Source organism: Mucilaginibacter gossypii, from assembly GCF_900100945.1.
GTDB lineage: Bacteria > Bacteroidota > Bacteroidia > Sphingobacteriales > Sphingobacteriaceae > Mucilaginibacter > Mucilaginibacter gossypii.
The window spans coordinates 462,843-485,111 of sequence record NZ_FNCG01000002.1; the positions used below are offsets into that span (position 1 = coordinate 462,843).

The following is a 22,269-nucleotide window of genomic DNA, read 5'->3' on the forward strand; positions in this document are numbered from 1 at the left end:
CAACGGAAAGCCCGGGCCGCAGGCAACGCCCATGTTATAAAAATTTATCGGAAAAATATAATTAATAATCAATAACTTACGATCTCGTCATTATAAGGGACGACGCAATCTTTAACTGTACACGGTCGATTTGCAGGCCTGCTCTACTGATTGGGGATTGCTTCGTTCCTCGCAATGACGGATTTTATATCCTATTTCCCAATTCCTACGGCACCAGCAATTTCTCAAACTCCGTACTATCGCCCTTAAACACATTAAAATCCACAACATGGTTAATGCCGTTAACATGGGCCTTATCTGAGTGCTGCCAGAATTTCCAGTTAGTTTTATTAGATACAAGCAGCTTGGGCTGGTAATAATGGGCAATCCAAAGGGTATAACCATCAAAATAACCTTCCAGGTAATCCTGGTAAAATTTAAGGTTAGTATAGATGATGGGCTTAATCCCTGTACGGTTTTCAATGGTTTTGATAAAACTCTCCAGCTGTTCGCGCATCTTTTCAGGACTGGTACGATACAACCTTTCTATATCCACCACCATGGGCAGGTCGCCTTTTTCGGTTTTTACCGTTTGAAGGAAAAACTTAGCTTGCCATACGCCACTTTTTTGCGGAAGGAAAAAATGATAAGCGCCGCACATGATGCCTGCCTTTGGCGCTTCTCGCCAATTACGCTGAAAATATGGGTCAACACTTAATACACCCTCGGTAGCCTTGATAAATGCGAAGCTGATATGGACATCACCCTCGCGCATGGCTTTTACCTGTTTCCAGTTTATACGGCCCTGGTATGAGGACACATCAATGCCATATACGGTATAGCCATCGGGGATATGAATGGCAAAATCCTTGTATTTACGATAATGCGTATCCTCTCCTGCATCCATGATCCATCGCCAGGTAGCGCTGCCAAATTTTAAAATATAGCCATAATAAAAAGGCGAAAACAGGATGAGCAGCAAAGCGCCTACAGCCACTATCCACTGTGTGGAGAAATTGGCCTGCTGTTTTGCTTTAACTACCGGCTTTTTACGGGCAGGAGCTTTCTTTCTTACAGGTGTTTTCTTTTCAGGAGCAGGCACGGGGTAAAATTACGAAAACGAACCGTTGATTAGGGATGATTACGTTGATTGCGCTGATTTTTTTGATGATCAAAGCGGTCTTCGAATCTAATTGTGTTAAGTAAGCTAATCAAAATCAACACAATCAGCGAAATAAAAAAAATCAACGGTCAGGTTTGACATTGTGCTGATAAAACAATCTCTATATTTGTAAGGTAAACTTACAAGTTTAACTAATTAATTATATGGGCGACGAAAAAGAGATTCAACTGGCTTCGGAATTGAGGTTTATTATAGGTAGGCTTAGTAAAAAGATCAGGAAGACTTCGACTACTGCCGAAAAGCTTTCGCTTACCGAGCGGTCGACCATGGCACTGATCTTTCAGCATGAAGAGATCCTGCCTAACGAGTTGGCGGCTATGGAGAAGATCACCACACAATCCATGTCGCAGATATTGAGTAACCTGCTCAATCTCGGGTTAATCAAAAGGCGCATTTCCGAATTGGACAAGCGCAAGGTTATTATTTCACTATCGGAAGCTGGGATCAGCCTCATCCACAAATCCAGGAGTGAAAAAGACGAGTGGCTTAACCGTGCGCTTGAAACTACCTGTACTGCCGAAGAGCAGGCAGTTTTAAAGAAAGCCCTGGCACCCCTGGCCAAACTTGTTGACTTTGATTAATTAATGAAAACTGACAGAAAGAGATAGATGAGTAAGATAAGTACATTCAACGCTTTTAAAAGCCGCAACTATCGGCTGTATTTTGCCGGGCAGTCAGTTTCGTTACTGGGCACCTGGATGCAGAAAACTGCTGTTAGTTGGGTGATCTATTCGCAAACGCATTCCAAGTTTATGTTGGGCTTAACTCTGTTTGCAAGTTTGTTCCCTTCATTCCTGTTCTCGTTTTTGGGTGGTGTGGTTTCTGACAGGTATAACCGTTTTAAAGTGCTGCTATTTACACAGGTGGCTTCAATGGTACAGGCTGTTTTACTCACTGTGCTGGTGTTTTTCGGATATTATTCGGTTTGGGCCATCATGGCATTGACTGCTGTTTTAGGGCTGATTAACGCATTTGATGTTCCGGCAAGGCAATCGTTAGTATACGAAATGGTTGATGATAAATCCGACCTGCCTAATGCGCTTGCCCTTAACTCTTCCATGGTGAACCTGTCGCGGTTAATAGGGCCGGGGATAGCAGGCCTGATTATTGAAAAATTCGGCGATTCGGTTTGCTTTGGGGCTAATGCATTAAGCTTTATTGCGGTAATTGGCTCATTGCTGATGATGCGTTTGCCCGAATTTACTCCCAAGCCCCACGGTAAAAACGTGCTCGCCGATCTGAAAGACGGCTTTGAATACATTCAGCAAACGCCCACTATAAAGTTTATGTTACTGATGCTTGCTTCAATAAGCCTGCTTGTACTGCCTTTTAGTACGCTGATACCGGTTTATGCTAAGGATATATTTAAGGGAACGGCGTCAACTTTTGGGGTTATAGATAGTGTGATAGGGCTTGGTGCTTTTGGCGGCGGCATTTTGCTGGCCTCATTAAGTGCCGGTACCGATCTTAAAAAGATCCTTGCAGTTAATACAGTAATATTTGCGGTGGGGCTGATCGCATTTTCACATATGCACAACTATCCCGTGGCGCTGTTTTTTTCGGCTATTATCGGTTTCGGTATGATGTCGCAGGTTACCATTGGTAATACCATTATCCAAACTACTGCTACTCCCGAAATGCGAGGCCGGGTAATCAGTTATTACGCCATGTCTTTTTTTGGGATGCAGCCGCTTGGCGGTTTGCTCATTGGCGCAGTTTCGCAAAAAATAGGCGTACCCGATACTGTTATGGCCGAAGGCATGGTAGCACTGCTGTTGGGTGTTTTACATTTTGCTTTTTTACGGCGCAGCAGGCTTAAAAAGAAAGCGATGGCTGCCGTGCAGCAATCTACCGAAGCAATTTCTTAACCATTAAAACAATCAAATTATCATGATAACTGCACTTGATCAAAATACGGCACTCGTACTGATAGACTTACAAAAATATATTGTACAGCTTTCATGCGCGCACCCCATGGCCGGCATCCTTGAAAAATCGGCAGCGCTTGTCGAAGCCTTTCGTAAAGCAGGTAAACCCATTGTTGTTGTTCATGTAGAACCTATAGGTGCGGCTTTTAAAACAAGGCGTGATAACAATAGAAACAGCATGACCGAACTCCCTGCCGATTGGAACGAAATAGCTCCTGAAATTAAAACCGAGCCAACGGATATTTTTATCACCAAAAAAAACTGGGGCGCTTTTTATAATACAGGTCTGCACCAGGAATTGCAAAAAAGAGGCGTTACACAAATTGTACTGGCAGGTGTAGCTACCAGTATCGGTGTTGAAGCTACTGCCCGCTCGGCCAACGAGTATGCCTACAATATAGCTTTTGCCAGTGATGCCATGACCGATATGTTTCCCCAAGCGCATGCCCACAGCTTCAAATACATTTTCCCGAGGATAGGGGAGGTGGGGACTACCGCCGAGATTATTGAGAAGTTGGGATAGATAAGGGTAAGTGTATAATAGGACGCACCTTTGCTTTGTATCTACCCTTAGTAGGTTGAAGAACCCAGACTTACGAAGCTTCAAAAATTTCGTAAGTCTTATTCTTCTGGTCATCCATTCTTTGTGCTTCTACTATTTCGGCGAAAAAACAATCTTCATGCAATAGGCATTTATAGTTAAATTAGCAGTGTGGATATTGCTACTAAACCGCCTATGAAAAAGATCTCCCCGCTTAAATTCCTGGTAGTTTTAATTCATTTGCAGGGCTTATTTATTTGCTTAACAAACAAAGCTTTTGCCCAGGCGGATTCGGCGAAAGTCACCGTAAATAGTCCTGCATTTATCTCACCTGCTGTTCAGCGTTGGGACGACCGTGTCATGATCGATTTGCAAAATCAACGCACAACTGGCCAAACAGGTTTTTTCATGTTCCTGAGCAAAAATGTTTTGTATGGCGATATCGGGATCCCGGCGGGCTTACTGGTAGGAGGTATTGCAAGCAATAACAAAGAAATGCGCCAAAACGCAGGTTATGTGGCAAGCAGTACGGCAATATCATACGGCTTTATGTTGTTGATAAAACATTTGGTGAAGCGACCGCGGCCATTTATTCAAAATATCAATATTACACCTGTTTACAGGGCAGGTGGTACCTCATTCCCGTCGGGGCATACTTCATCAAGCTTTGCCACAGCTACAGCTTTATCGGCTGCCTATCCTAAGTGGTACGTCATTGCGCCATCTTTCTTTTGGGCGGGGGCCACAAGTTATTCAAGAATGTATTTAGGTGTTCACTATCCTACCGATGTGGCTGCTGGATTAACGTTGGGTGTGGGCAGTGCTGCGGTTATGTCGTTTTTGAAGAAGTAGAGGTAATTTATGTTTGAAAATTTTTTAATTATGATTTAACTGGTATCTTTAGTTATCAAATTGCCGGATATATGATTGCTATACTTGATTTTTTGTTTGGATTATTACTCACCGACTGGAGGCGTATCCGCAGGCTTAAATGGAACCGGAAAGATTAGATGGAAGTTTTTCATTCTGATTATTTTAATCCAAAAAAACGCAATACGTTGAATTTCTTTTTGGTATCAATCAAGGCATCTTCCTGATAAACTTCAATGTGAATTTTTTTTCTGTCATTGACAACTACACCCGTATGGTTTTCAATATTGGAAGTTATGCGTTCGAACTTATTAAGAGCAAGCATCCTTTCAATTATCCTTACACCATCTGCGTACTCGTCATAAATGTCTATAGGTAAGGGAAAGTAGTTTTGAGTTGATTTAATGAACCTTGTGAAAAAATAAGGATCTAAATCGCCAAATTCCAATCCAAACACAAGCGGGACTTCTATTATTTGGCCGGACCTTTTGTGCTCGAAGCCACAATGAAAACCATGTAAAAAATAACGCCATTCTTTAATTATTCCACTTTGTTTTTTATTAGCAAAAAACGGGTTAAATGAACTAAGCGGGAACTGTGGATTGATCTCAATACCTAATTTTGAAGCTAACTTATTGATCAATAATTCAGATAAGGCGCGGTAATCTTTTGCGCATTGTTCGAAAAATAGCTGATTGTCGTCGATTTCTTTATCCGTTAGCAGTTTTGCAATATTTATTTCAGGCTGAGTTGCATGTATGTAAACTTGAAATCCCTTAAGATCATTTTTTAGTTTTTTGCCAATTTCTTCTCTTTGGTATTGCAAAGTTTGTTCAAAAATCAACCTTAGTCTTTTTTCACGAGGTATTTTGCTTATTACCTCTAAAGAAGGAATCTGTTTGACTGAACCTATTATTAGCGTTTGGGTTATCCTATCCACTGTTATTATAAATGAACTGCAGTAACATTTAATTATCTGCACTTATAGGTAGCTAAAATAAGTTATTTGTTCGATGCACGTCGCACACTTAAATAACCTCATAGTGTTAGTAATGCAGATATAATTTGAAGGGAAATTTCTCCTTATTTGAATAAAGTGATATCTTGACCTCAATCATTCTCATAGCTTGCCATAAACAACGGCGAATGATAAACTATAAAAAATGAATACAAATATTGATCAAAACGGCTCAAGAAAGATAGGATTAGTGTTGTCTGGCGGGGGGGTAAGAGGGGTGGCCCATTTGGGGGTGATGCAGGCCCTAACCGATTATGGTATCAAATTCTCGCATATCTCGGGCACAAGTGCAGGCGCAATAGCTGCGGCTTTTTTTGCAGAGGGATATACCCCAAAAGAAATTTTACGCGTCATCAAAGACAACAGCCTGCTTAAATTGCTGCGCCCGGCATTTGGCAGCAACGGTTTGATCTCAATAACACATGCCAGGGTATTGATTAATAAATATATTCCGCATAATTCCTTTCAAAGCCTCAAAACACGTGTTACCATTCCGGCGGTTGACCTGGGCGAAGCAAAGCTGGTTTACTTTACCGAGGGCGAACTGGATATCGCAATTTTGGCTTCCTGCTGTTTGCCAGGTATTTTTAAGCCCATTATGATTAATAATCATATGTATGTTGATGGCGGGATCCTCAATAATTTCCCGGTTGAGCCCTTGGTAGGCAATTGCGACCTGATTATTGGCTCATGCTGCAACCATTTGCCGGTAGTTACAACTATCAAATCATTTGGGAACCTGGTTGACAGGGCCGCTATGATAGGAATTAACGCGAACCTTAGCTCACATAAAATGCTGTGCGATATAGTTATTGAACCGCATGGTTTGGGAGGGTATGGTATTTTTGATACCGACGCGGCCGAGGAAATTTATATGATAGGCTACGAGGAAGGCTTAAAAACCATCCGTGCTAACGAAAAATTAAAGGAGATCACCCTTTCACAAAAAAGGTAAAACTGCTTTGGAAATGGTATTACAATGTGACGTAAAAATTAAGATATAACTATGAAAAAAGTAACTGGCCTTGGAGGTGTATTTTTTAAATGCGACGATCCGAAAGGTATGAACGAATGGTATGTCAAAAACCTTGGGCTGCCTTCCGGCGAATACGGGACAACGTTTGAGTGGCGGCATGCAGATGATCCGTCAAAAATAGGGTCCACCTCATGGTGTACGTTCCCGCAGGATACCAAATATTTTAATCCGTCGGCCAAGCCGTTTATGATTAATTACCGGGTAGAAAATCTTGTTACACTGGTAGACGAATTAAAAAAAGATGGGGTAACCATTATTGACGAGATTGCCGAGTATGACTATGGCAAGTTTGTTCACATTCTCGATCCGGAAGGGAACATTATTGAGCTTTGGGAGCCAGGCGATGAATCGGAGCCGGATAGTGCTGCGGGATAATTTAGTTCTAAGTCGAAAGTCTTGAGTTCTAAGTTAGGATTTATCCCTATCGACTTAGAACTCAAGACTTTCGACTTAAGACTTCTGACTTCTGACTAACGATCAGGGAAACTTAACCCCGTTATAATCAGATATATTCACCTGTGGTATTGATGAGTTGTATTTGTCATTAATAGCCTTGATAAATTCATTGGCAACAATGGCATATCCGCGTGGTGTAAGGTGCACCCCGTCCAGCGAAAACAGGCCGCCGCTGATATAGTTGGAATTAACGCTTACTCCGTCAACCACCATCCCGTTCAGTTTAACATTTTGCAGAAAGGTATATGCATCAAATACAGCCAGGCCTTTTGCTGCCGCTATAGATTTTATGGTTGTGTTATAAGAAGTCACATAATCCTCGGTAAGGGCAACCTCCTTTTCGTCAAGTACATATTGGTTATCTATCGGCGTATACGGCGTTAAACCGTAAGGCAGGTTGCCAACAGGGGTTGCGACCGGCTGCCCGATCTTGCTCGTCGGAAAGGTAAGTACGATAAGATCGTTAGGCGTTGCTGCGCGCGGCGCATAAGTACTGCCCGAAACCAGAGCGTTAATATACAATGCTTTTGCATTGGGGTTGGCTTTTTGCACGCCGGCCAGTATTGCAGAAACGGTGATGGTATTAAAATAAGGTATTGAGGTTACATCGGGTACGGTTGCAACTACGCCTTTCTGTCCCTTGGCAGTAAGGGTGTTGATCAATACATTATACAGAGCAGCAAAAGTATTTTTGTCTGTCAGCACGTCGCCGGTCCCTCCGGATGTGGCATAGCCTAAAGCGTCATTATTTCCCAGCCAGTTAGAGAAGAAGGTAAAGGGCTTGGCCATAACAAAACCAAGATAGGTGGTGGAGTTTGTTGGCGCGTTGCCCGGCAGCAAGCGTTCAAAATACCCGTTAAGGTTACCATAGGGAGCGTAAGTGATGTGCATCAGCTTAATGCCGGGTACGCCATAGTTATTAATATCGCCCGTATATTTGGTATAGAGAGTAACATCTCCAAAACCGGGTACTGTAAGTTTCCCACGTATTGCCAGGTTAGTAGTTACCGGGGTTGTAATCGGTGTGCCATCGGCATTAAACCCGGTGAGTGATAAATAGCCCGATCCGTTTGCCTGGGCGGTGCTGAATAGCGGCTGCGTAAATGCGCCACCGCCAACCGATTGCATTTGCTTGCCGATGATGCTGGGATAGGATACCTGCTGACCTGCAAGGTATAAGCCCCCATCGGCATAACCGGCAGTGAGCGAGTTACCCAACGCAATGTATCTTGAAAAATCAACAGAACCTGCGGACGGCTTTGGCGTATGGATTTCGGGCTTGCAGGCACCTAATAACAGTAACCCTGCAACAATATAAATATGTAATTTAAACGTTTTCATGAACTGATTTCTTTAAGGATTACCAATGATAGGCTAATGAGATACCTGGTATATAAACATCGGTTTTAAATGTTCCCGATAGCTGCGATTCGATATTGGTTTGGGTGCGTTGCATCAGGTGCTCGTACTCAAAGGAGATATCTATATCGAGGTGCTTGGCTACGGTATAACCTAAGCCCAGGGTACCATAAACCCGGTTAGCATCCGGAGCTTCGGGAGTTACATAGCCATCTAAAACAGCGGTGCCGCCATAGCCACCGCCAAAACGCAGGGCCAGTTTATCGGTAGCCTTATATTGAGCGCCCCCGCGTAAGCTAAATGCCTGTTGATAATTCCGGGCGGAGTGGGTATCCTGTAATACAGCCGTATTGTTTTTATAATCAAACGATAGCGTTTTATAACTATCCCAGTTAACCAGGTTAACATCCAGGGCCAATATCCATTTGCTGCTGGGGTAAAAGCCGAAACCGATGGAGTTAGTGGCTGGTAGGGGTATGGTTGAACTAAAGGTATTGGGCTGAGGGAAACTGCTTTGCAGCGATGCAGGCACAGTAAAAATAGCGTTCCCTGCCGAAATTGTGGTATTTACCTGCGAGCGGTGTGTGATCCCTATGGTAATACCTGCTTCCGTTTTGAAGTAAACGCCCGCGTTCCACCCGTAGCCTTTGCCGCCGCCTTTCAACCGGGCCTGTCCTGGGTCGCCGCTGCTGTTTGCCAGTGGGATGGCCCGCGTCAGATCAACGCTGCCATGGTTGTAAACAAAGCCTCCGCCAATGCTCACCCAGTCGGCCAGTTTTATACTTATTGTTGGCTGAACATAAATGGCTTTCAGGTCGAGGCTTTCCAGTACATATTTGCCTTGCCAGGTATTGCCCCAGTCGGTTAAGCCGCCAAAAGGAGTATAAACGCCAAGTCCCAGTTTCCAGAAGGAAGATTTGGGCCCCCATACCGCATAAGCATGGAACGGGGTAGCAACTTTATTGGAAGTATGGTCCTGTATTGAGGTTCCGGCGGGGTTGAAAACAGATTTGAACAGTAAAGGGCTTATTCCTCCCTGTATGTAATTTTCGGGCAGCATGGCTACCGCGCCCGGGTTAAAAAATACGGAAGCGCCATCCTGTACGATACCCGTACCTGTATGGCCCATTCCTATTTGCTTTTGCCCCCCCAGGTTCACCTGGAAACCCTGGGAAAAAGCTAACAGCGGTGCTGCGGTGAGCACCAATAGTAGAATTTTTCTCATAAAAATATAATTGGTTCGTGACAGGAAATTGCTTGTAGGTTACAATTTGAAACTGTCAGGGATAAAATTAGTTTGGATTAAAAAGAAAAAAAGGGCTATAATGCGGAGATATTAGTCAAAAAGTCGGATAAAGCTTATTTTTAATACCAGATAAGAAAAGTTGCTTTACAACCGTCTTTAATAAATAAATAGTTAAAATTATATATCTAAACTATATGAATAATAAAGTTGGACAATTAAGCCTGTCAAAATTTGCAGATCTTTATGCAGACAAGCTGGCTGGTGCCGATTTTTTTGTTGTTGACGAAAAGCAATTATTGAGCCTGAGCGAATATCCTTATCGTTCGGACGGTTATATTATAGGCATTTGTACCCGGGGCACAGCCAAAGTAGAAGTAAACCTGCAGGTTTATGATGCCCGGCCGGATGCCATGCTTCTGGCAACCCCCTTTCATGTTTTGAGGATCTACGATAGCAGTGCCGATTTTTTATGCAGGTTTGTTGTTTTCAGCAAAGCTTTTCTAATCGAAAATAATGCTAATAGCCATTTCCTTGAATCATTCAGTTATTTCAACAGCGCGTCTATCCCGGTAATTTATCCTGGCAATGCCGATGCCAAAATGATCCTGGAAATTTATTTATTGATCCAGCGCAAATTAGCGCGCGAAGGGCATCCTTACGATGTTGAAATATCCAGGAGCATTTTGATGACACTGCTTTATGAAATACAGGCCATTTACGAAAAGCAACACCTGATAATAAAAGGTAAACAAACCAGGAAACAGGAACTAAACGTGCTTTTCCAGTCCCTCATTTTCCATCATTATAAAGAACATCGCAGCGTGCAATACTATGCCGACGCGCTGTATGTATCTCCCAAACATCTAACAGAAACCATTAAGGAAGTAACCGGGAGGACCGCGGGCGAATGGATAGACGATGCGGTAATATTGGAAGCCAAAGTACTACTAAGAAACCACGAGATCAGCATTGCCCGCGCCGCCGAGAGCATCCATTTCCCCGACCAATCATCGTTTGGCAAATATTTTAAAAAGCATACCGGCATGTCGCCTTCTGACTATAGAGCGATATCTGCGCATTGATTGTTTGAAAAAAATGTCATAGCGAGTAAGCGCCAGGGAATCCCCGAAAAAAATTGTAACGACTTGTAAAATATATTTTAGCGGTGTTGTGCGGGGGCCGCATTAGGGATTGCAGTGTAAAGCCCACAGCGCGGGTTGGGACTGTGGTCAGGAAAGGCGAGGACTTGTAACGGAAAGCCCGGGCCGCAGGCAATGCCTATATTATAAAATCGATTAAAATATTATTGATAATCAGTAATTTACGATTATTTCATTATAAACGCAGCGCGGCAATCACACGGTAGCATAGCGGCCCTGTATAGTATGCGATTGCTTCGTCGTTCCTCCTCGCAATGACGTGGCTTTTCGAATACATGAAATGTTATTTCCGTAATATATTTAAGCCAATGGCAGTCTTTCCACCCTCCCACATTCCCTCTTCTTTCCGACTTTTTGACTAATATCTCCGCATTGCTGCCCTTTCTTTGGCTTCATAATGCCTCTAATTTTACTCCTAATTATAAACCAATAAAACTTTATGAATGCCACAGAACCGATGAAAGCCATAAAAGGAGGGGAGTTTCTGATCAGGGAGACTTCCGCGGAAAGCGTTTTTATTCCTGAAGAATGGAATGAAGAGCAGTTGATGATCGCCGAAACATGTACCAATTTTTTGGCACAGCAGGTAACACCAAACCTTCAGCGTATTGACGAGCAGGAGGAGGGGTTAATGCGCCATTTAATGGACGAGGCAGGTGCGCTTGGATTGTTAGGCATCTCCGTGCCCGAAGAATATGGCGGTTTTGGTAAAGATTTTAAAACTGCCATGCTGGTTACTGAAAAATTAGGTGCCGGTCACTCATTTTCGGTTGCTTTTTCGGCGCATACAGGTATAGGTACCCTGCCTATATTATACTACGGTAATGATGCCCAAAAGCAAAAGTACATCCCCAAGCTGGCCAGCGGCGATTGGAAAGGGGCTTATTGCCTTACAGAGCCTGCCGCAGGCTCAGACGCTAATTCGGGTAAAACCAGGGCAAAACTTTCTGCAGATGGTAAGCATTATCTTATCACCGGGCAAAAAATGTGGATCACCAATGCCGGTTTTGCCGATGTGTTTACGGTTTTTGCCAAAATAGATGATGATGAAAACCTGAGCGCGTTTATTGTTGAAAAGGATTTTGAAGGTCTTTCGTTAAATACCGAAGAACATAAAATGGGGATAAAAGGCAGCTCGACACGCCAGGTGTTTTTTAACGACTGTAAAGTGCCGGTTGAAAACCTCCTTTCCGAAAGGCAGAATGGTTTTAAGATAGCAGTCAACATCCTGAATCTCGGCCGCATCAAATTAGGCGGCGGCACCGTTGGGGCCAGTAAGGATGTGATCACCTCATCGGTACGTTATGCCAATGAGCGGGAGCAGTTCGGTCGCGCTATTTCCAAATACGGGGCGATAAGATATAAACTGGCCGAACAGGCTATCCGTACTTATGCGGCAGAATCGGCCGTGTACAGGGCCAGTCAGAATATGGAGGAGGCTACAGAAATGTTAATTGCCTCCGGCCTTGATGAAAATAAAGCCAAACTGAAGGGGACTGAGCAATTTGCTATCGAAGCAGCGATCCTTAAAGTTCATGCTTCAGAGGTTTTAGATTATGTAACTGACGAAGGTGTGCAGATTTACGGCGGCATGGGCTATAGCGCAGAGGCGCCGATGGATAGGTCGTACCGCGATTCCAGAATCAACCGGATCTTTGAGGGCACCAATGAAATTAACAGGTTGTTAACTGTTGATATGATGCTGAAACGCGCCATGAAGGGTGAGCTTGACCTGATGGGACCGGCTCAGAAAGTAGCCGGTGAATTGATGAGCATCCCCGATTTTGGCGCAACCGAAGAAGATGGCCTGTTTACTAAAGAAAAGAAATACATAGCCAATTTTAAAAAGGCCATATTGATGGTAGCCGGTAGCGCTGTTCAAAAACTAATGATGCAATTGAGCAAAGAGCAGGAAGTATTGATGAACCTGGCCGATATGCTGATAGAGCTTTATGTAAGCGAATCGCTGCAATTGAGGGTAGAGAAATTGGTTGGCTTAAGAGGAGAAGAAGCGTGTAAGGAACAATTGGATATGATGCGGGTGTACATCAATGACGCGGCCGAACATATTGCGAAATCGGGTAAAGAAGCATTAAACTCATTTGCCGAAGGCGACGAAAGAAGGATGATGCTCATGGGACTAAAGCGCTTCACTAAAACCGAAGACATCAATACCACCCAGGCACGCAGAAATATTGCAGCCAAATTGATTGCTGAAAATAAATATTGCTTTTAGTGCTTCATCACTTTTTTAATGTTGTGGTAACACATCACTTCAAACAAAAGAAAATGTCATTTCGAACCCTTGAAGGGCGGGAAATAGCGAGGCAAGGGTGAGAAATCTCCTACGAGATGCAGATTTGTGCGGGTTAAAACAGGGCGTAGAAGATTTCTCCTCACCGGCTGGGACACGCCCTTCAAGGGTTCGTTCGAAATGACATTATTTTTCCATTAATAATTAAGTCATTAAAGACGTGTACGAAGAGGAAAATCTCACGATCCCCGCGTTTATTTTCCCTAAATAATATCAACCAAAAACAAAATTCTGATAATGAAAATATTAGTGTGTATAAGCCAGGTGCCGGATACCAGTACTAAAATTGTATTAAAAAATAATAACACTTCTGTTAATAGTGATGGAGTTACTTATGTGATTAACCCATATGATGAATGGTACGCGTTGATCAGGGCTATCGAATTAAAAGAAAGCGGTATCGCCACCGAAATTCATTTGATAACCGTAGGTAAGGCCGATGTAGAGCCCGTGATCAGGAAAGCATTAGCCCTAGGCGGCGATGAAGCTATCCGTATTGATGCTGAGAGCAATGATCCTTATGAAACCGCTCATTATATAGCCGAATATGCTGCCGGGGTTGGTTATGATCTTATTTTATGCGGCAAAGAGTCTATCGATTACAATAATGGAACTACAGGCGCCATGCTGGCCGAGTTACTTGACCTCGATTATATTGGTTTTGCAACCGGGATCAGCATAGAGGCCAATGCTGCTGCGGTAAATCGTGAAATAGAAGGCGGTGAAGAAACAGATGCCTGTAATTTACCGCTGGTTATTTCCTGCCAGAAAGGTGTTGCCGAAGCCCGCATTCCCAATATGCGCGGCATCATGGCGGCACGTACGCGTCCGTTAAAGGTAATTACGCCTTCAGGAATAACTGCTGTAACCGAAATACTGTCATATGAATTGCCGCCTGCCAAGGCCGGTATCAAGCTGGTAAGCCCGGATGATATGGATGAATTGGTGCAGCTGCTGCATACCGAGGCTAAGGTTATATAATGTCAATTATTATTAAATGTAGAGACGCATAATTGCGTCTCCCGAATGCAAATTATGGCAATTGAAAAAGATAAGTAAAGCCGCTTGTCCTGCGGGAGACGCAATTATGCGTCTCTACCCGAAAAAACTTAAATAGTTTTTAAACAGTTAACTTCTAACTAAAAAAACAAAAAAATGTCTGTAATAGTATTGGTAGAACATACCGGAGGAATTATAAAAAAGCAAAGCTTTGAGGCTGTGCAATATGCCGCTCAAATAGCCCCAAAAATGGGCACTACGGTAACTGCCGTTGCTTTAGGCAGCGTTACCGAAGCTGAAATGGAAAACCTTGGCCAGTACGGTGCTCAAAAAGTGCTGCACGTTGCCGATGGCCGGTTGGACGAGTTACACTCAAGGGCATATGCCAGCGCGTTAATAGCCGCAGCACAAAAGGAGAATAGTAAAGTAGTTGTAGCCCTTCATGATATCAGGGGCAGGGCGGTAGCGCCGCGGATAGCTGTAAAATTAAAAGCAGGCCTGGTAGCCGGGGCGCTTTCATACCCTGATACGGAAAAAGGCTTTGTAATTAAAAAGGCCGTGTTTTCGGGAAAAGCATTTGCCTATGTAAACATTTTAAGCGACGTAAAGGTGATTATGCTGATGCCTAACACATTTCCACCTCAAAAGCAGGAAGGTAAAGCAGTTGTTGAGCAACTGGATGTAAGCTTTAGCGAAAAGGATTTTAGTGTGAAAGTAAAATCGGTAAATAAAGTGACAGGTGAAGTACCGCTTGCGGATGCCGAGCTGGTTGTTTCGGGTGGCAGAGGTTTAAAAGGCCCGGAAAACTGGGGCATACTGGAAGACCTGGCGAAAGAGCTGGGCGCTGCTACGGCCTGCTCGCGCCCGGTAGCCGATTCGCACTGGCGACCGCATCACGAACATGTGGGCCAAACAGGTGGCACCGTTCGTCCAAATCTGTATATAGCGGTAGGAATATCCGGAGCTATCCAACACCTGGCCGGGGTTAATGGTTCAAAAACTATTGTAGTGATCAATAAAGATCCCGAAGCTCCGTTTTTTAAAGCAGCCAATTATGGGGTAGTTGGTGACGCGCTGGAGGTTTTGCCTCGACTAACGGCAGCAGTCAAAAAGTTTAAAGAACATCATCAATAAATAATCAGGGCTATGGAGTTTTTTTATGAAGGACAGGTGCTGTGGTCGCAGATAGACTCGAACCAACATATGCGGCATTCTGCATATGCCGATCTTGCAGCACAGGCACGCATCACCATGCTTGAAAGCCTGGGTTTAAAACTGCCTACACTTTATGAATACAAAATAGGGCCTGTATTATTCAGGGAAGAAATGATTTACCTGAGAGAGATCGGGATCAATGAGCAGATCAGGGTAACCTGTGAGCTTACTAAATCCCGGCCTGATGGTTCCCGCTGGGCAATCAGGCATGAGCTGTACCGGGGCGACGACGTCAAAGCTGCAATCATAAATGCCGAAGGTTCATGGATAGATATGGAAAAGCGTAAGCTGGCCGTATTGCCGTCAGAGCTAAGCCAGATGTTTATGAAGGCGCCCCGCAGCAGCGATTATGTGGAAGAGGCCAATCCAGCCTGAAATAATTAAATAGTGTTGAATATCAGTTTATAAGCTTTGGGCTTTATGCCTTCTGCTTTTAGCTTTAAATAATTTATCTATGACCGATCTGAAAGGCACTTTTGAAAGGGCCGTTAAAGAGAGTAAGGAACTACCCTCAAAACCTGATAATGAAACATTATTACGCCTGTACAGTTTATATAAGCAGGCAACGGAAGGCGATATAAATACAGAAAACCCTCCGGGCATGTTTGATTTTGTAGCTAAAGCAAAATATGATGCCTGGTTAAAACAGAAGGGCACTACCGCTGATAATGCGATGCAGCAATATATTCAGCTTGTAACGCAATTATCAAATAAAACCAGCTAACTTTAATTCCGAAATATTGACAAATGTTTCCGCCGTTTAGACCTTTATAAAGCACCGCAGAAATAGATATTTGTTTTTATAAACCATCCCGGTATCGGGGATATGATTAGAATCTATTAGTTCACATAGATAATTAAATAGTAATAACCAGGCTATTAGCTTTAAGCCTTGTGCATTCTGCTTTTAGCTTTATATAAACCATTTTATAATTCTACTCTGTCTCTTTTTAGGTGGCTTCTGATACCCGTATTGATATTAGGTAAATGCGACAGAGGCCCTAAAAACCGACTTGTTTTTAACTATAAAAAACACCTAAGTCAATGTCAGCATCAAAAAAACATTTCACCCGTTTTGTATTAATCCTGCTAGCCATTGTGGCGGTAAGCATCAATGCAAAAGCGCAAACCGATAAAATTGAAGGTTTATGGTACAACGATGTAAAAACCGCCAAAATCCAGATCACTAAAGAAAGCAACGGTAAGTTTTATGGTAAGGTGGTATGGCTTAAGGAACCATTAAAAGATGGGAAGCCGAAAGTTGACGAAATGAATAGTGACGAAAAATTGCGTTCAAGGCCCAGGCTGGGCTTACCCGTATTGGCTGATTTTGTGAAAGATGGCGATAACAAATACTCGGGCGGAACAATTTACGATCCTAATAACGGCAAAACGTATTCCTGTAAAATGACCTATAAAGGTAAAACCCTGGATATCCGCGGATACATTGGTATTTCGCTTTTCGGGCGGACAACAACCTGGTCGCGGGCAGAGTAAAATAAAGATAAAGAGTTTTAATAACACAAGCAGATACTAATGAATGCTAAACGAATTATAAAAAAGGTTGCAGTATTGGGGTCGGGAGTAATGGGCAGTCGTATCGCCTGTCACTTTGCAAATATTGGCGTACAGGTACTGTTGCTTGATATTGTACCCAAGGATGCTCCGGCAGATAAAAAAGCGCGGAATAAAATTGTTAATGACGCGCTGGACTTCGCGTTAAAGTCAAACCCTTCGCCCATCTATCTCAAATCTTTCGCAAAACGTATTACAACCGGCAATTTTGAAGATGATATGCCCAAAATTGCGGATTGCGACTGGGTTATAGAGGTAGTTGTGGAACGGTTGGATATTAAACAACATGTGTTTGAAACAGTAGAAAAGTACCGTAAACCCGGCACACTGATCACTTCCAATACATCCGGTATCCCGATACATTTAATGGCCGAAGGTAGGAGCGATGACTTTAAAAAATATTTCTGTGGAAGCCATTTCTTTAACCCTCCCCGGTATTTAAAATTACTGGAGATCATTCCCACAAAAGACACCTTAGCGGGCGTTGTGGATTTTTTGATGGACTATGGCGCAAAATACCTGGGGAAAACTACAGTATTAGCTAAAGATACGCCGGCATTTATCGGTAACCGCATCGGGGTTTTCAGCATCATGAGTGTGCTGCATTATGTGGAGCAAACCGGTATGACGGTTGAAGAGGTTGATAAACTGACAGGGCCTGTAATAGGGCATCCTAAATCGGCTACGTTCCGTACCAATGATGTGGTGGGTTTAGATACGATGGTGCACGTTGCCAACGGTCTTTACAAAAACGCACCCGATGATGAGGCAAGGGAACTATTTAAAATTCCTTCATTTGTTGAGGGAATGCTAAAAAATAACTGGCTGGGCAGTAAAACCGGCCAGGGTTTTTATAAAAAAGAAAAAGGTGAAGGTGGAAACCAGTTTTATGCGCTCGATCTGAAAACGCTTGAGTACAAACCCTCTCAAAAGGTAAAATTCGCCTCGCTTGAAACTACAAAGGCGATTGATAACTTAAAAGATAGGCTCAGGATCCTGGTTGCAGCAAAAGACAAGGCAGGTGATTTTTACCGGGCTACCTTTTATCAGTTATTTGCTTATGCCAGTAACCGCATCCCCGAAATAGCCGATGAACTTTATAAAATAGATGCTGCCACCAATGCGGGCTTCGGCTGGGAACTGGGCCCATTTGAAAAATGGGACGCGCTTGGTGTTGAGGATACGGTAAAAGCCATGGAAGCCGTGGGAAACAAACCGGCCCAATGGGTATATGACATGCTTGCGGCGGGTGCAAAAAGCTTTTATAAAATAGAAGATGGCAAACGCCTGTATTATGATATTCCGTCGAAAAGCCACAAGGTAATTCCCGGTACCGAAGGCCTTATTTTGCTCAGTAATATCCGGGAAACAAATACGGTGTGGAAAAACAGCGGTACTACCATTACCGATATTGGTGATGGTATCCTGAACCTTGAGTTTCATACCAAAATGAATACAATAGGCGGCGAGGTGATTGAAGGCATCAATAAAGCCATCACCCTTGCCGAGGCAAGTTACAAAGGCCTGGTTATATCAAACGAGGGTGCAAATTTCAGCGCAGGGGCCAATGTGGGCATGATATTCATGATGGCCGTTGAGCAGGAGTTTGATGAGCTCAATATAGTGATCAAAGCCTTCCAAAATACGATGATGCGCATCCGTTATTCATCGATCCCGGTGGTGATAGCGCCTCATCAAATGGCCCTGGGTGGTGGCTGCGAAATGTGCCTGCATGCCGATAAGGTAGTGGCACATGCCGAGCTATACATGGGTTTGGTTGAGTTTGGTGTTGGCTTGATTCCCGGAGGTGGGGGCACAAAGGAATTTGCCCTGCGCCTTTCAGACGAACTACAGGAAGGTGACGTAGAACTCAATAATTTCCGTGATCGTTTTTTAACCATCGGCCAGGCAAAAGTATCCACTTCGGCTTATGAGGCATTTGAATTTGGCTATCTTAAAAAGGGCAGGGACATAGTGGTAGTATCGCGCGACGGGTTACTTACCGAAGCTAAACAGCAATGCCTGCAGATGGCGAACGAAGGGTACATACAGCCTATTCCGCGCGGAGATATCAGGGTGCTGGGTAAGCAGGCCCTGGGTTTGGGTTATGTAGGGGCCAATACCATGTACAGTGGTAATTACATAAGCGAGCACGATGTGAAAATTTCGCAGAAACTGGCTTATGTGCTTTCGGGCGGTGATCTGTCCCAGCCTTCAATGGTGAGCGAGGAATATTTGCTGGGGTTGGAGCGTGAAGCCTTTGTTTCGCTTTGCACCGAAAAGAAAACGCTTGAACGCATTCAATCCATTTTAACCGGCGGAAAAGTGTTAAGGAACTAATTTTTTTAAATATAAAATCTCAATAAAATGAACGCATATATAGTGGCAGCCAGCCGCAGCGCTGTTGGAAAAGCTACCCGGGGCGGGTTTAGGTTTACCCGTCCGGATACGCTCGCGGTAGATGTGATCAGGCATCTGCTGGCATCAGTGCCTAATGTTGATAAAGAGCAGATTGATGATGTAATTGTGGGCAATGCTACACCCGAAGCCGAACAGGGATTGAATGTTGCGAGGCTGATTTCATTAATGGCGCTTGATACCGATAAAGTACCCGGCATGACGGTGAACCGCTATTGCTCGTCGGGGCTGGAAACAATTGCCATTGCCTCTGCAAAAATACACAGTGGCATTGCCGATTGTATTATCGCGGGTGGTGTAGAAAGTATGAGCCTGATCCCGATGGGGGGCTGGCGCATTGTTCCTAACGCCGATATTGCCCTTGCACATCCCGATTATTACTGGGGCATGGGCCTTACTGCCGAAGCTGTTGCTAAAGAATATCATATTGGCCGCGAAGAGCAGGACCAGTTTGCTTATAATTCCCACCAAAAAGCCATCAATGCTATTAAAGAAGGTAAGTTTAAAGATGAAATAGCGCCGGTAAATATTGTGGAAACCTATGTAGATGAGAGCGGCAAAAAAGCGAAAAGGGAATTTAAGGTAGATACAGATGAAGGCCCGCGCAGCGATACCTCAATTGACGCGTTGGCAAAGCTTAAACCGGTATTTGATGCAAAAGGAGTGGTTACCGCAGGCAATTCGTCGCAAACCAGCGATGGGGCTGCTTTTGTCATGGTGGTTAGCGAACGTTTTATGAAACAGAACAACCTTAAACCTATTGCCCGGCTGGTTAATTACGCGGTTGCAGGTGTTCCGCCCCGGATCATGGGGATAGGCCCGCTGGTGGCGATCCCAAAAGTGTTGAAAATGGCCGGGATGAAACAGCAGGATATTGACCTGATAGAATTGAATGAAGCCTTTGCTTCGCAATCATTGGCGATAATAAAAGGGCTGGAGCTTAATCCCGAAATTGTAAATGTAAACGGAGGGGCTATATCGCTCGGCCATCCGCTTGGCTGTACCGGGGCTAAACTTTCTGTTCAGCTTTTTAACGAATTAAAACGGCGGGAGAAAAAGTATGGTATGGTTACCATGTGTGTAGGCACGGGGCAGGGCGCGGCGGGTGTATTTGAACTGTTGTAGGAATTTACCTTTATCTAAACCATTGCAAGCATGGAAAAGGCGACAAGATTGTTTGATTGCATGATTACCCAGGCTAAGGAGCCTAAGGTGGATCTTTTGAATGCGAAGGAGAATGGTTCCTGGCGGTCATACAGCACCCAAGAAGTGCATGCCATGATCAACCAGCTATCCGCAGCCCTGTTGGCCCTGGGCGTTTCGGGCGGTGACGGCACTACCGAAGGCCGCGATAAAATAGGTTTGATAAGCAATGGCAGGCCCGAGTGGATTATAACCGATCTGGCAGTACAGCAAACGGGAGCCATACTGGTCCCGCTATACCCTAATACAGGCACTAAAGAAATTGAGCAGATCCTGAACGAGGCAGAAGTTAAATATGTATTTGTAAGCAGCAAAGATTTATGCGAAAAGGTTAAGGAAGTTCATTTAAATATCTCCTCGTTAAAAGGCATATTTACTTTCGATAACATCGATGGCTGTGATTACTGGGGTACATTGCTTAAGCCTTTGCAAGAAAGTTATCAGAAAAAAATACAGCAGATAAATGATCAGATTACCGAAGACGATGTGGCAACCATCATTTATACTTCGGGCACTACCGGCCGGCCAAAAGGGGTAATGCTTACGCATAAAAACATTATGACCAATGCCTCGGCATCCGGCGATATTCTTAGCCGGATTCCGGTTACAGAAAAACGTGTTTTGAGCTTTTTGCCTCTGAACCACATTTTTGAAAAGATGTGTACCTATGTTTATCTGTATTATGGCTTTTCTATTTATTACGCCGAAAATATGGACACCATAGGCGCGAATATGAAAGAAATAAAGCCTTCACTTTTTACCGCTGTGCCCCGCTTGCTCGAAAAAGTGTTTGAGAAAATTATGGTGCAGGGGCAGAAACTAACCGGTATTAAAAGGAAGATCTTTTTCTGGTCGGTAAAACTGGCCGAAGCTTATGAAATTAATAATACCAGCCTTCGGTATAAAATTAAACTGGCCATAGCCGATAAACTGGTTTACAGCAAATGGCGTGCTGCTATAGGTGGTAATATAAAGGCTATAGTAGTTGGCAGTTCGGCCTGCCCCATTAAGCTGGAAAGAGTTTTTACAGCTGCAAATATTGTTATTATGGAAGGTTATGGGCTTACCGAAACATCGCCTGTAATTGCTGTTAACTGTTATGAAAAAAGCGGGAGGAAATTTGGCACCGTAGGTCGTTTGCTGAGCGGTGTGCAGGTGAAGATAGCCGCCGATGGAGAGATCCTCTGCAAAGGCCCTAATGTGATGCTGGGCTATTATAAAAATCCTGAGCTTACGGCAGAGGTATTGGAAAACGGCTGGTTCCATACCGGGGATATAGGCGAACTGGACCACGATTCGTTCCTGAAAATAACAGATCGTAAAAAAGAGATCTTTAAAACCTCGGGCGGTAAATACGTGGCCCCGCTACCCATCGAAAATAAGATGAAGGAAAATTATTTTATTGAGCAGATGATGGTTGTTGGTGCGGAAAAGAAATTTGTCGCGGCGCTCATTGTACCATCCTACACTCATTTAAAACCCTGGTGCAAGGAAAATGGTATTGCTTTTACAACTAACAATGAGTTAGTTAAAGATGCGAAGGTAATTGAATTGTATCAATCCATTATTAATAACTATAATCCCGAATTTAACCATGTTGAACAGGTGAAGAAGATCACCTTGCTTCCCAACGAATGGTCGATAGATAGCGGTGAACTTACCCCGACAGGTAAAATGAAACGGAAAGTGATCACCGAAAAATACAAAGCCGAGATAGATAAAATGTATCTCTGCCAAGTAAGTGAGGATCCAACTCTTGTAAATTAATT

General features: G+C 43.7%; 20 protein-coding genes. 16 read left to right on the forward strand and 4 right to left on the reverse strand.

Annotated features, from left to right (window positions below; translation table 11 throughout):
* Positions 1-205: 205 nt before the first annotated feature.
* Positions 206-1,081: a glycoside hydrolase family 25 protein gene (locus BLS28_RS05465; RefSeq protein ID WP_091163270.1), complete on the reverse strand. Its 876-nt coding sequence runs from the start codon at positions 1,079-1,081 to the stop codon at positions 206-208.
* Positions 1,082-1,305: 224 nt separating this feature from the next.
* Here BLS28_RS05465 and BLS28_RS05470 point away from each other — a divergent pair, with 224 nt between their 5' ends.
* From BLS28_RS05470 to BLS28_RS05485, 4 genes are all read left to right on the forward strand, one after another.
* Entirely contained in the window at positions 1,306-1,743 is a 438-nt protein-coding gene (locus BLS28_RS05470) for a MarR family winged helix-turn-helix transcriptional regulator (RefSeq protein WP_091163271.1), read from the forward strand.
* Positions 1,744-1,770: 27 nt separating this feature from the next.
* Positions 1,771-3,030, forward strand: a complete 1,260-nt coding sequence (locus BLS28_RS05475; protein ID WP_091163272.1) for an MFS transporter — start codon at positions 1,771-1,773, stop codon at positions 3,028-3,030.
* 22 nt (positions 3,031-3,052) lie between these two features.
* Positions 3,053-3,613, forward strand: coding sequence for an isochorismatase family protein (locus BLS28_RS05480; RefSeq protein WP_218134354.1), 561 nt, complete (start codon positions 3,053-3,055; stop codon positions 3,611-3,613).
* A 213-nt stretch (positions 3,614-3,826) separates the two neighbouring features.
* Positions 3,827-4,483, forward strand: coding sequence for a phosphatase PAP2 family protein (locus BLS28_RS05485; RefSeq protein ID WP_256337347.1), 657 nt, complete (start codon positions 3,827-3,829; stop codon positions 4,481-4,483).
* 178 nt (positions 4,484-4,661) lie between these two features.
* On the opposite strand, the gene BLS28_RS05490 is transcribed toward BLS28_RS05485, so the two are convergent.
* Positions 4,662-5,441 carry a DUF6896 domain-containing protein gene (locus BLS28_RS05490; RefSeq protein ID WP_091163274.1) on the reverse strand — a complete coding sequence of 260 codons (780 nt, stop codon included), beginning with the start codon at positions 5,439-5,441 and terminating at the stop codon, positions 4,662-4,664.
* Between the two features lie 223 nt (positions 5,442-5,664).
* Between BLS28_RS05490 and BLS28_RS05495 the strand changes: the two genes are divergently transcribed.
* Positions 5,665-6,474, forward strand: a complete 810-nt coding sequence (locus tag BLS28_RS05495; RefSeq protein WP_091163275.1) for a patatin-like phospholipase family protein — start codon at positions 5,665-5,667, stop codon at positions 6,472-6,474.
* 51 nt (positions 6,475-6,525) lie between these two features.
* Positions 6,526-6,930, forward strand: a complete 405-nt coding sequence (locus BLS28_RS05500; RefSeq protein ID WP_091163276.1) for a VOC family protein — start codon at positions 6,526-6,528, stop codon at positions 6,928-6,930.
* A 102-nt stretch (positions 6,931-7,032) separates the two neighbouring features.
* Here BLS28_RS05500 and BLS28_RS05505 read toward each other — a convergent pair whose 3' ends face one another.
* The gene (locus BLS28_RS05505) at positions 7,033-8,352 is read right to left on the reverse strand and encodes an SGNH/GDSL hydrolase family protein (RefSeq protein ID WP_091163277.1); all 1,320 of its coding nucleotides are present in this window, start codon (positions 8,350-8,352) and stop codon (positions 7,033-7,035) included.
* A gap of 19 nt (positions 8,353-8,371) precedes the next feature.
* Positions 8,372-9,595, reverse strand: coding sequence for an OmpP1/FadL family transporter (locus BLS28_RS05510; RefSeq protein WP_091163278.1), 1,224 nt, complete (start codon positions 9,593-9,595; stop codon positions 8,372-8,374).
* A 215-nt stretch (positions 9,596-9,810) separates the two neighbouring features.
* On the opposite strand from BLS28_RS05510, the gene BLS28_RS05515 reads away from it, so the two are divergent.
* From BLS28_RS05515 to BLS28_RS05560, 10 genes are all read left to right on the forward strand, one after another.
* On the forward strand, positions 9,811-10,698 hold the full coding sequence (locus BLS28_RS05515) for a helix-turn-helix domain-containing protein (RefSeq protein ID WP_090523879.1): 888 nt from the start codon (positions 9,811-9,813) through the stop codon (positions 10,696-10,698).
* A 517-nt stretch (positions 10,699-11,215) separates the two neighbouring features.
* Entirely contained in the window at positions 11,216-13,012 is a 1,797-nt protein-coding gene (locus tag BLS28_RS05520; protein WP_091163279.1) for an acyl-CoA dehydrogenase FadE, read from the forward strand.
* 315 nt (positions 13,013-13,327) lie between these two features.
* Entirely contained in the window at positions 13,328-14,071 is a 744-nt protein-coding gene (locus BLS28_RS05525; RefSeq protein WP_091163280.1) for an electron transfer flavoprotein subunit beta/FixA family protein, read from the forward strand.
* Between the two features lie 174 nt (positions 14,072-14,245).
* Positions 14,246-15,223: an electron transfer flavoprotein subunit alpha/FixB family protein gene (locus BLS28_RS05530; protein ID WP_091163281.1), complete on the forward strand. Its 978-nt coding sequence runs from the start codon at positions 14,246-14,248 to the stop codon at positions 15,221-15,223.
* A gap of 12 nt (positions 15,224-15,235) precedes the next feature.
* Positions 15,236-15,679: an acyl-CoA thioesterase gene (locus tag BLS28_RS05535; RefSeq protein ID WP_208102441.1), complete on the forward strand. Its 444-nt coding sequence runs from the start codon at positions 15,236-15,238 to the stop codon at positions 15,677-15,679.
* Positions 15,680-15,758: 79 nt separating this feature from the next.
* Complete coding sequence (locus tag BLS28_RS05540) at positions 15,759-16,028, forward strand: acyl-CoA-binding protein (RefSeq protein WP_090523886.1); 270 nt, start codon at positions 15,759-15,761, stop codon at positions 16,026-16,028.
* 320 nt (positions 16,029-16,348) lie between these two features.
* Entirely contained in the window at positions 16,349-16,801 is a 453-nt protein-coding gene (locus tag BLS28_RS05545) for a DUF2147 domain-containing protein (RefSeq protein ID WP_091163282.1), read from the forward strand.
* Positions 16,802-16,840: 39 nt separating this feature from the next.
* Positions 16,841-19,219: a 3-hydroxyacyl-CoA dehydrogenase/enoyl-CoA hydratase family protein gene (locus BLS28_RS05550; protein WP_091163283.1), complete on the forward strand. Its 2,379-nt coding sequence runs from the start codon at positions 16,841-16,843 to the stop codon at positions 19,217-19,219.
* 27 nt (positions 19,220-19,246) lie between these two features.
* The gene (locus BLS28_RS05555) at positions 19,247-20,422 is read left to right on the forward strand and encodes an acetyl-CoA C-acyltransferase (RefSeq protein WP_091163284.1); all 1,176 of its coding nucleotides are present in this window, start codon (positions 19,247-19,249) and stop codon (positions 20,420-20,422) included.
* A 30-nt stretch (positions 20,423-20,452) separates the two neighbouring features.
* Positions 20,453-22,267, forward strand: coding sequence for an AMP-dependent synthetase/ligase (locus BLS28_RS05560; protein ID WP_091163285.1), 1,815 nt, complete (start codon positions 20,453-20,455; stop codon positions 22,265-22,267).
* Positions 22,268-22,269 lie beyond the last annotated feature (2 nt).

What these genes read in the sequence shown, in the direction of transcription:
- BLS28_RS05470 (WP_091163271.1), top strand. Translation starts at nt 1,306, where the DNA reads ATGGGCGACGAAAAAGAGATTCAACTGGCTTCGGAATTGAGGTTTATT.
- BLS28_RS05475 (WP_091163272.1), top strand. Translation starts at nt 1,771, where the DNA reads ATGAGTAAGATAAGTACATTCAACGCTTTTAAAAGCCGCAACTATCGG.
- BLS28_RS05480 (WP_218134354.1), top strand. Translation starts at nt 3,053, where the DNA reads ATGATAACTGCACTTGATCAAAATACGGCACTCGTACTGATAGACTTA.
- BLS28_RS05485 (WP_256337347.1), top strand. Translation starts at nt 3,827, where the DNA reads ATGAAAAAGATCTCCCCGCTTAAATTCCTGGTAGTTTTAATTCATTTG.
- BLS28_RS05495 (WP_091163275.1), top strand. Translation starts at nt 5,665, where the DNA reads ATGAATACAAATATTGATCAAAACGGCTCAAGAAAGATAGGATTAGTG.
- BLS28_RS05500 (WP_091163276.1), top strand. Translation starts at nt 6,526, where the DNA reads ATGAAAAAAGTAACTGGCCTTGGAGGTGTATTTTTTAAATGCGACGAT.
- BLS28_RS05505 (WP_091163277.1), bottom strand. Translation starts at nt 8,352, where the DNA reads ATGAAAACGTTTAAATTACATATTTATATTGTTGCAGGGTTACTGTTA.
- BLS28_RS05510 (WP_091163278.1), bottom strand. Translation starts at nt 9,595, where the DNA reads ATGAGAAAAATTCTACTATTGGTGCTCACCGCAGCACCGCTGTTAGCT.
- BLS28_RS05515 (WP_090523879.1), top strand. Translation starts at nt 9,811, where the DNA reads ATGAATAATAAAGTTGGACAATTAAGCCTGTCAAAATTTGCAGATCTT.
- BLS28_RS05520 (WP_091163279.1), top strand. Translation starts at nt 11,216, where the DNA reads ATGAATGCCACAGAACCGATGAAAGCCATAAAAGGAGGGGAGTTTCTG.
- BLS28_RS05525 (WP_091163280.1), top strand. Translation starts at nt 13,328, where the DNA reads ATGAAAATATTAGTGTGTATAAGCCAGGTGCCGGATACCAGTACTAAA.
- BLS28_RS05530 (WP_091163281.1), top strand. Translation starts at nt 14,246, where the DNA reads ATGTCTGTAATAGTATTGGTAGAACATACCGGAGGAATTATAAAAAAG.
- BLS28_RS05535 (WP_208102441.1), top strand. Translation starts at nt 15,236, where the DNA reads ATGGAGTTTTTTTATGAAGGACAGGTGCTGTGGTCGCAGATAGACTCG.
- BLS28_RS05540 (WP_090523886.1), top strand. Translation starts at nt 15,759, where the DNA reads ATGACCGATCTGAAAGGCACTTTTGAAAGGGCCGTTAAAGAGAGTAAG.
- BLS28_RS05545 (WP_091163282.1), top strand. Translation starts at nt 16,349, where the DNA reads ATGTCAGCATCAAAAAAACATTTCACCCGTTTTGTATTAATCCTGCTA.
- BLS28_RS05550 (WP_091163283.1), top strand. Translation starts at nt 16,841, where the DNA reads ATGAATGCTAAACGAATTATAAAAAAGGTTGCAGTATTGGGGTCGGGA.
- BLS28_RS05555 (WP_091163284.1), top strand. Translation starts at nt 19,247, where the DNA reads ATGAACGCATATATAGTGGCAGCCAGCCGCAGCGCTGTTGGAAAAGCT.
- BLS28_RS05560 (WP_091163285.1), top strand. Translation starts at nt 20,453, where the DNA reads ATGGAAAAGGCGACAAGATTGTTTGATTGCATGATTACCCAGGCTAAG.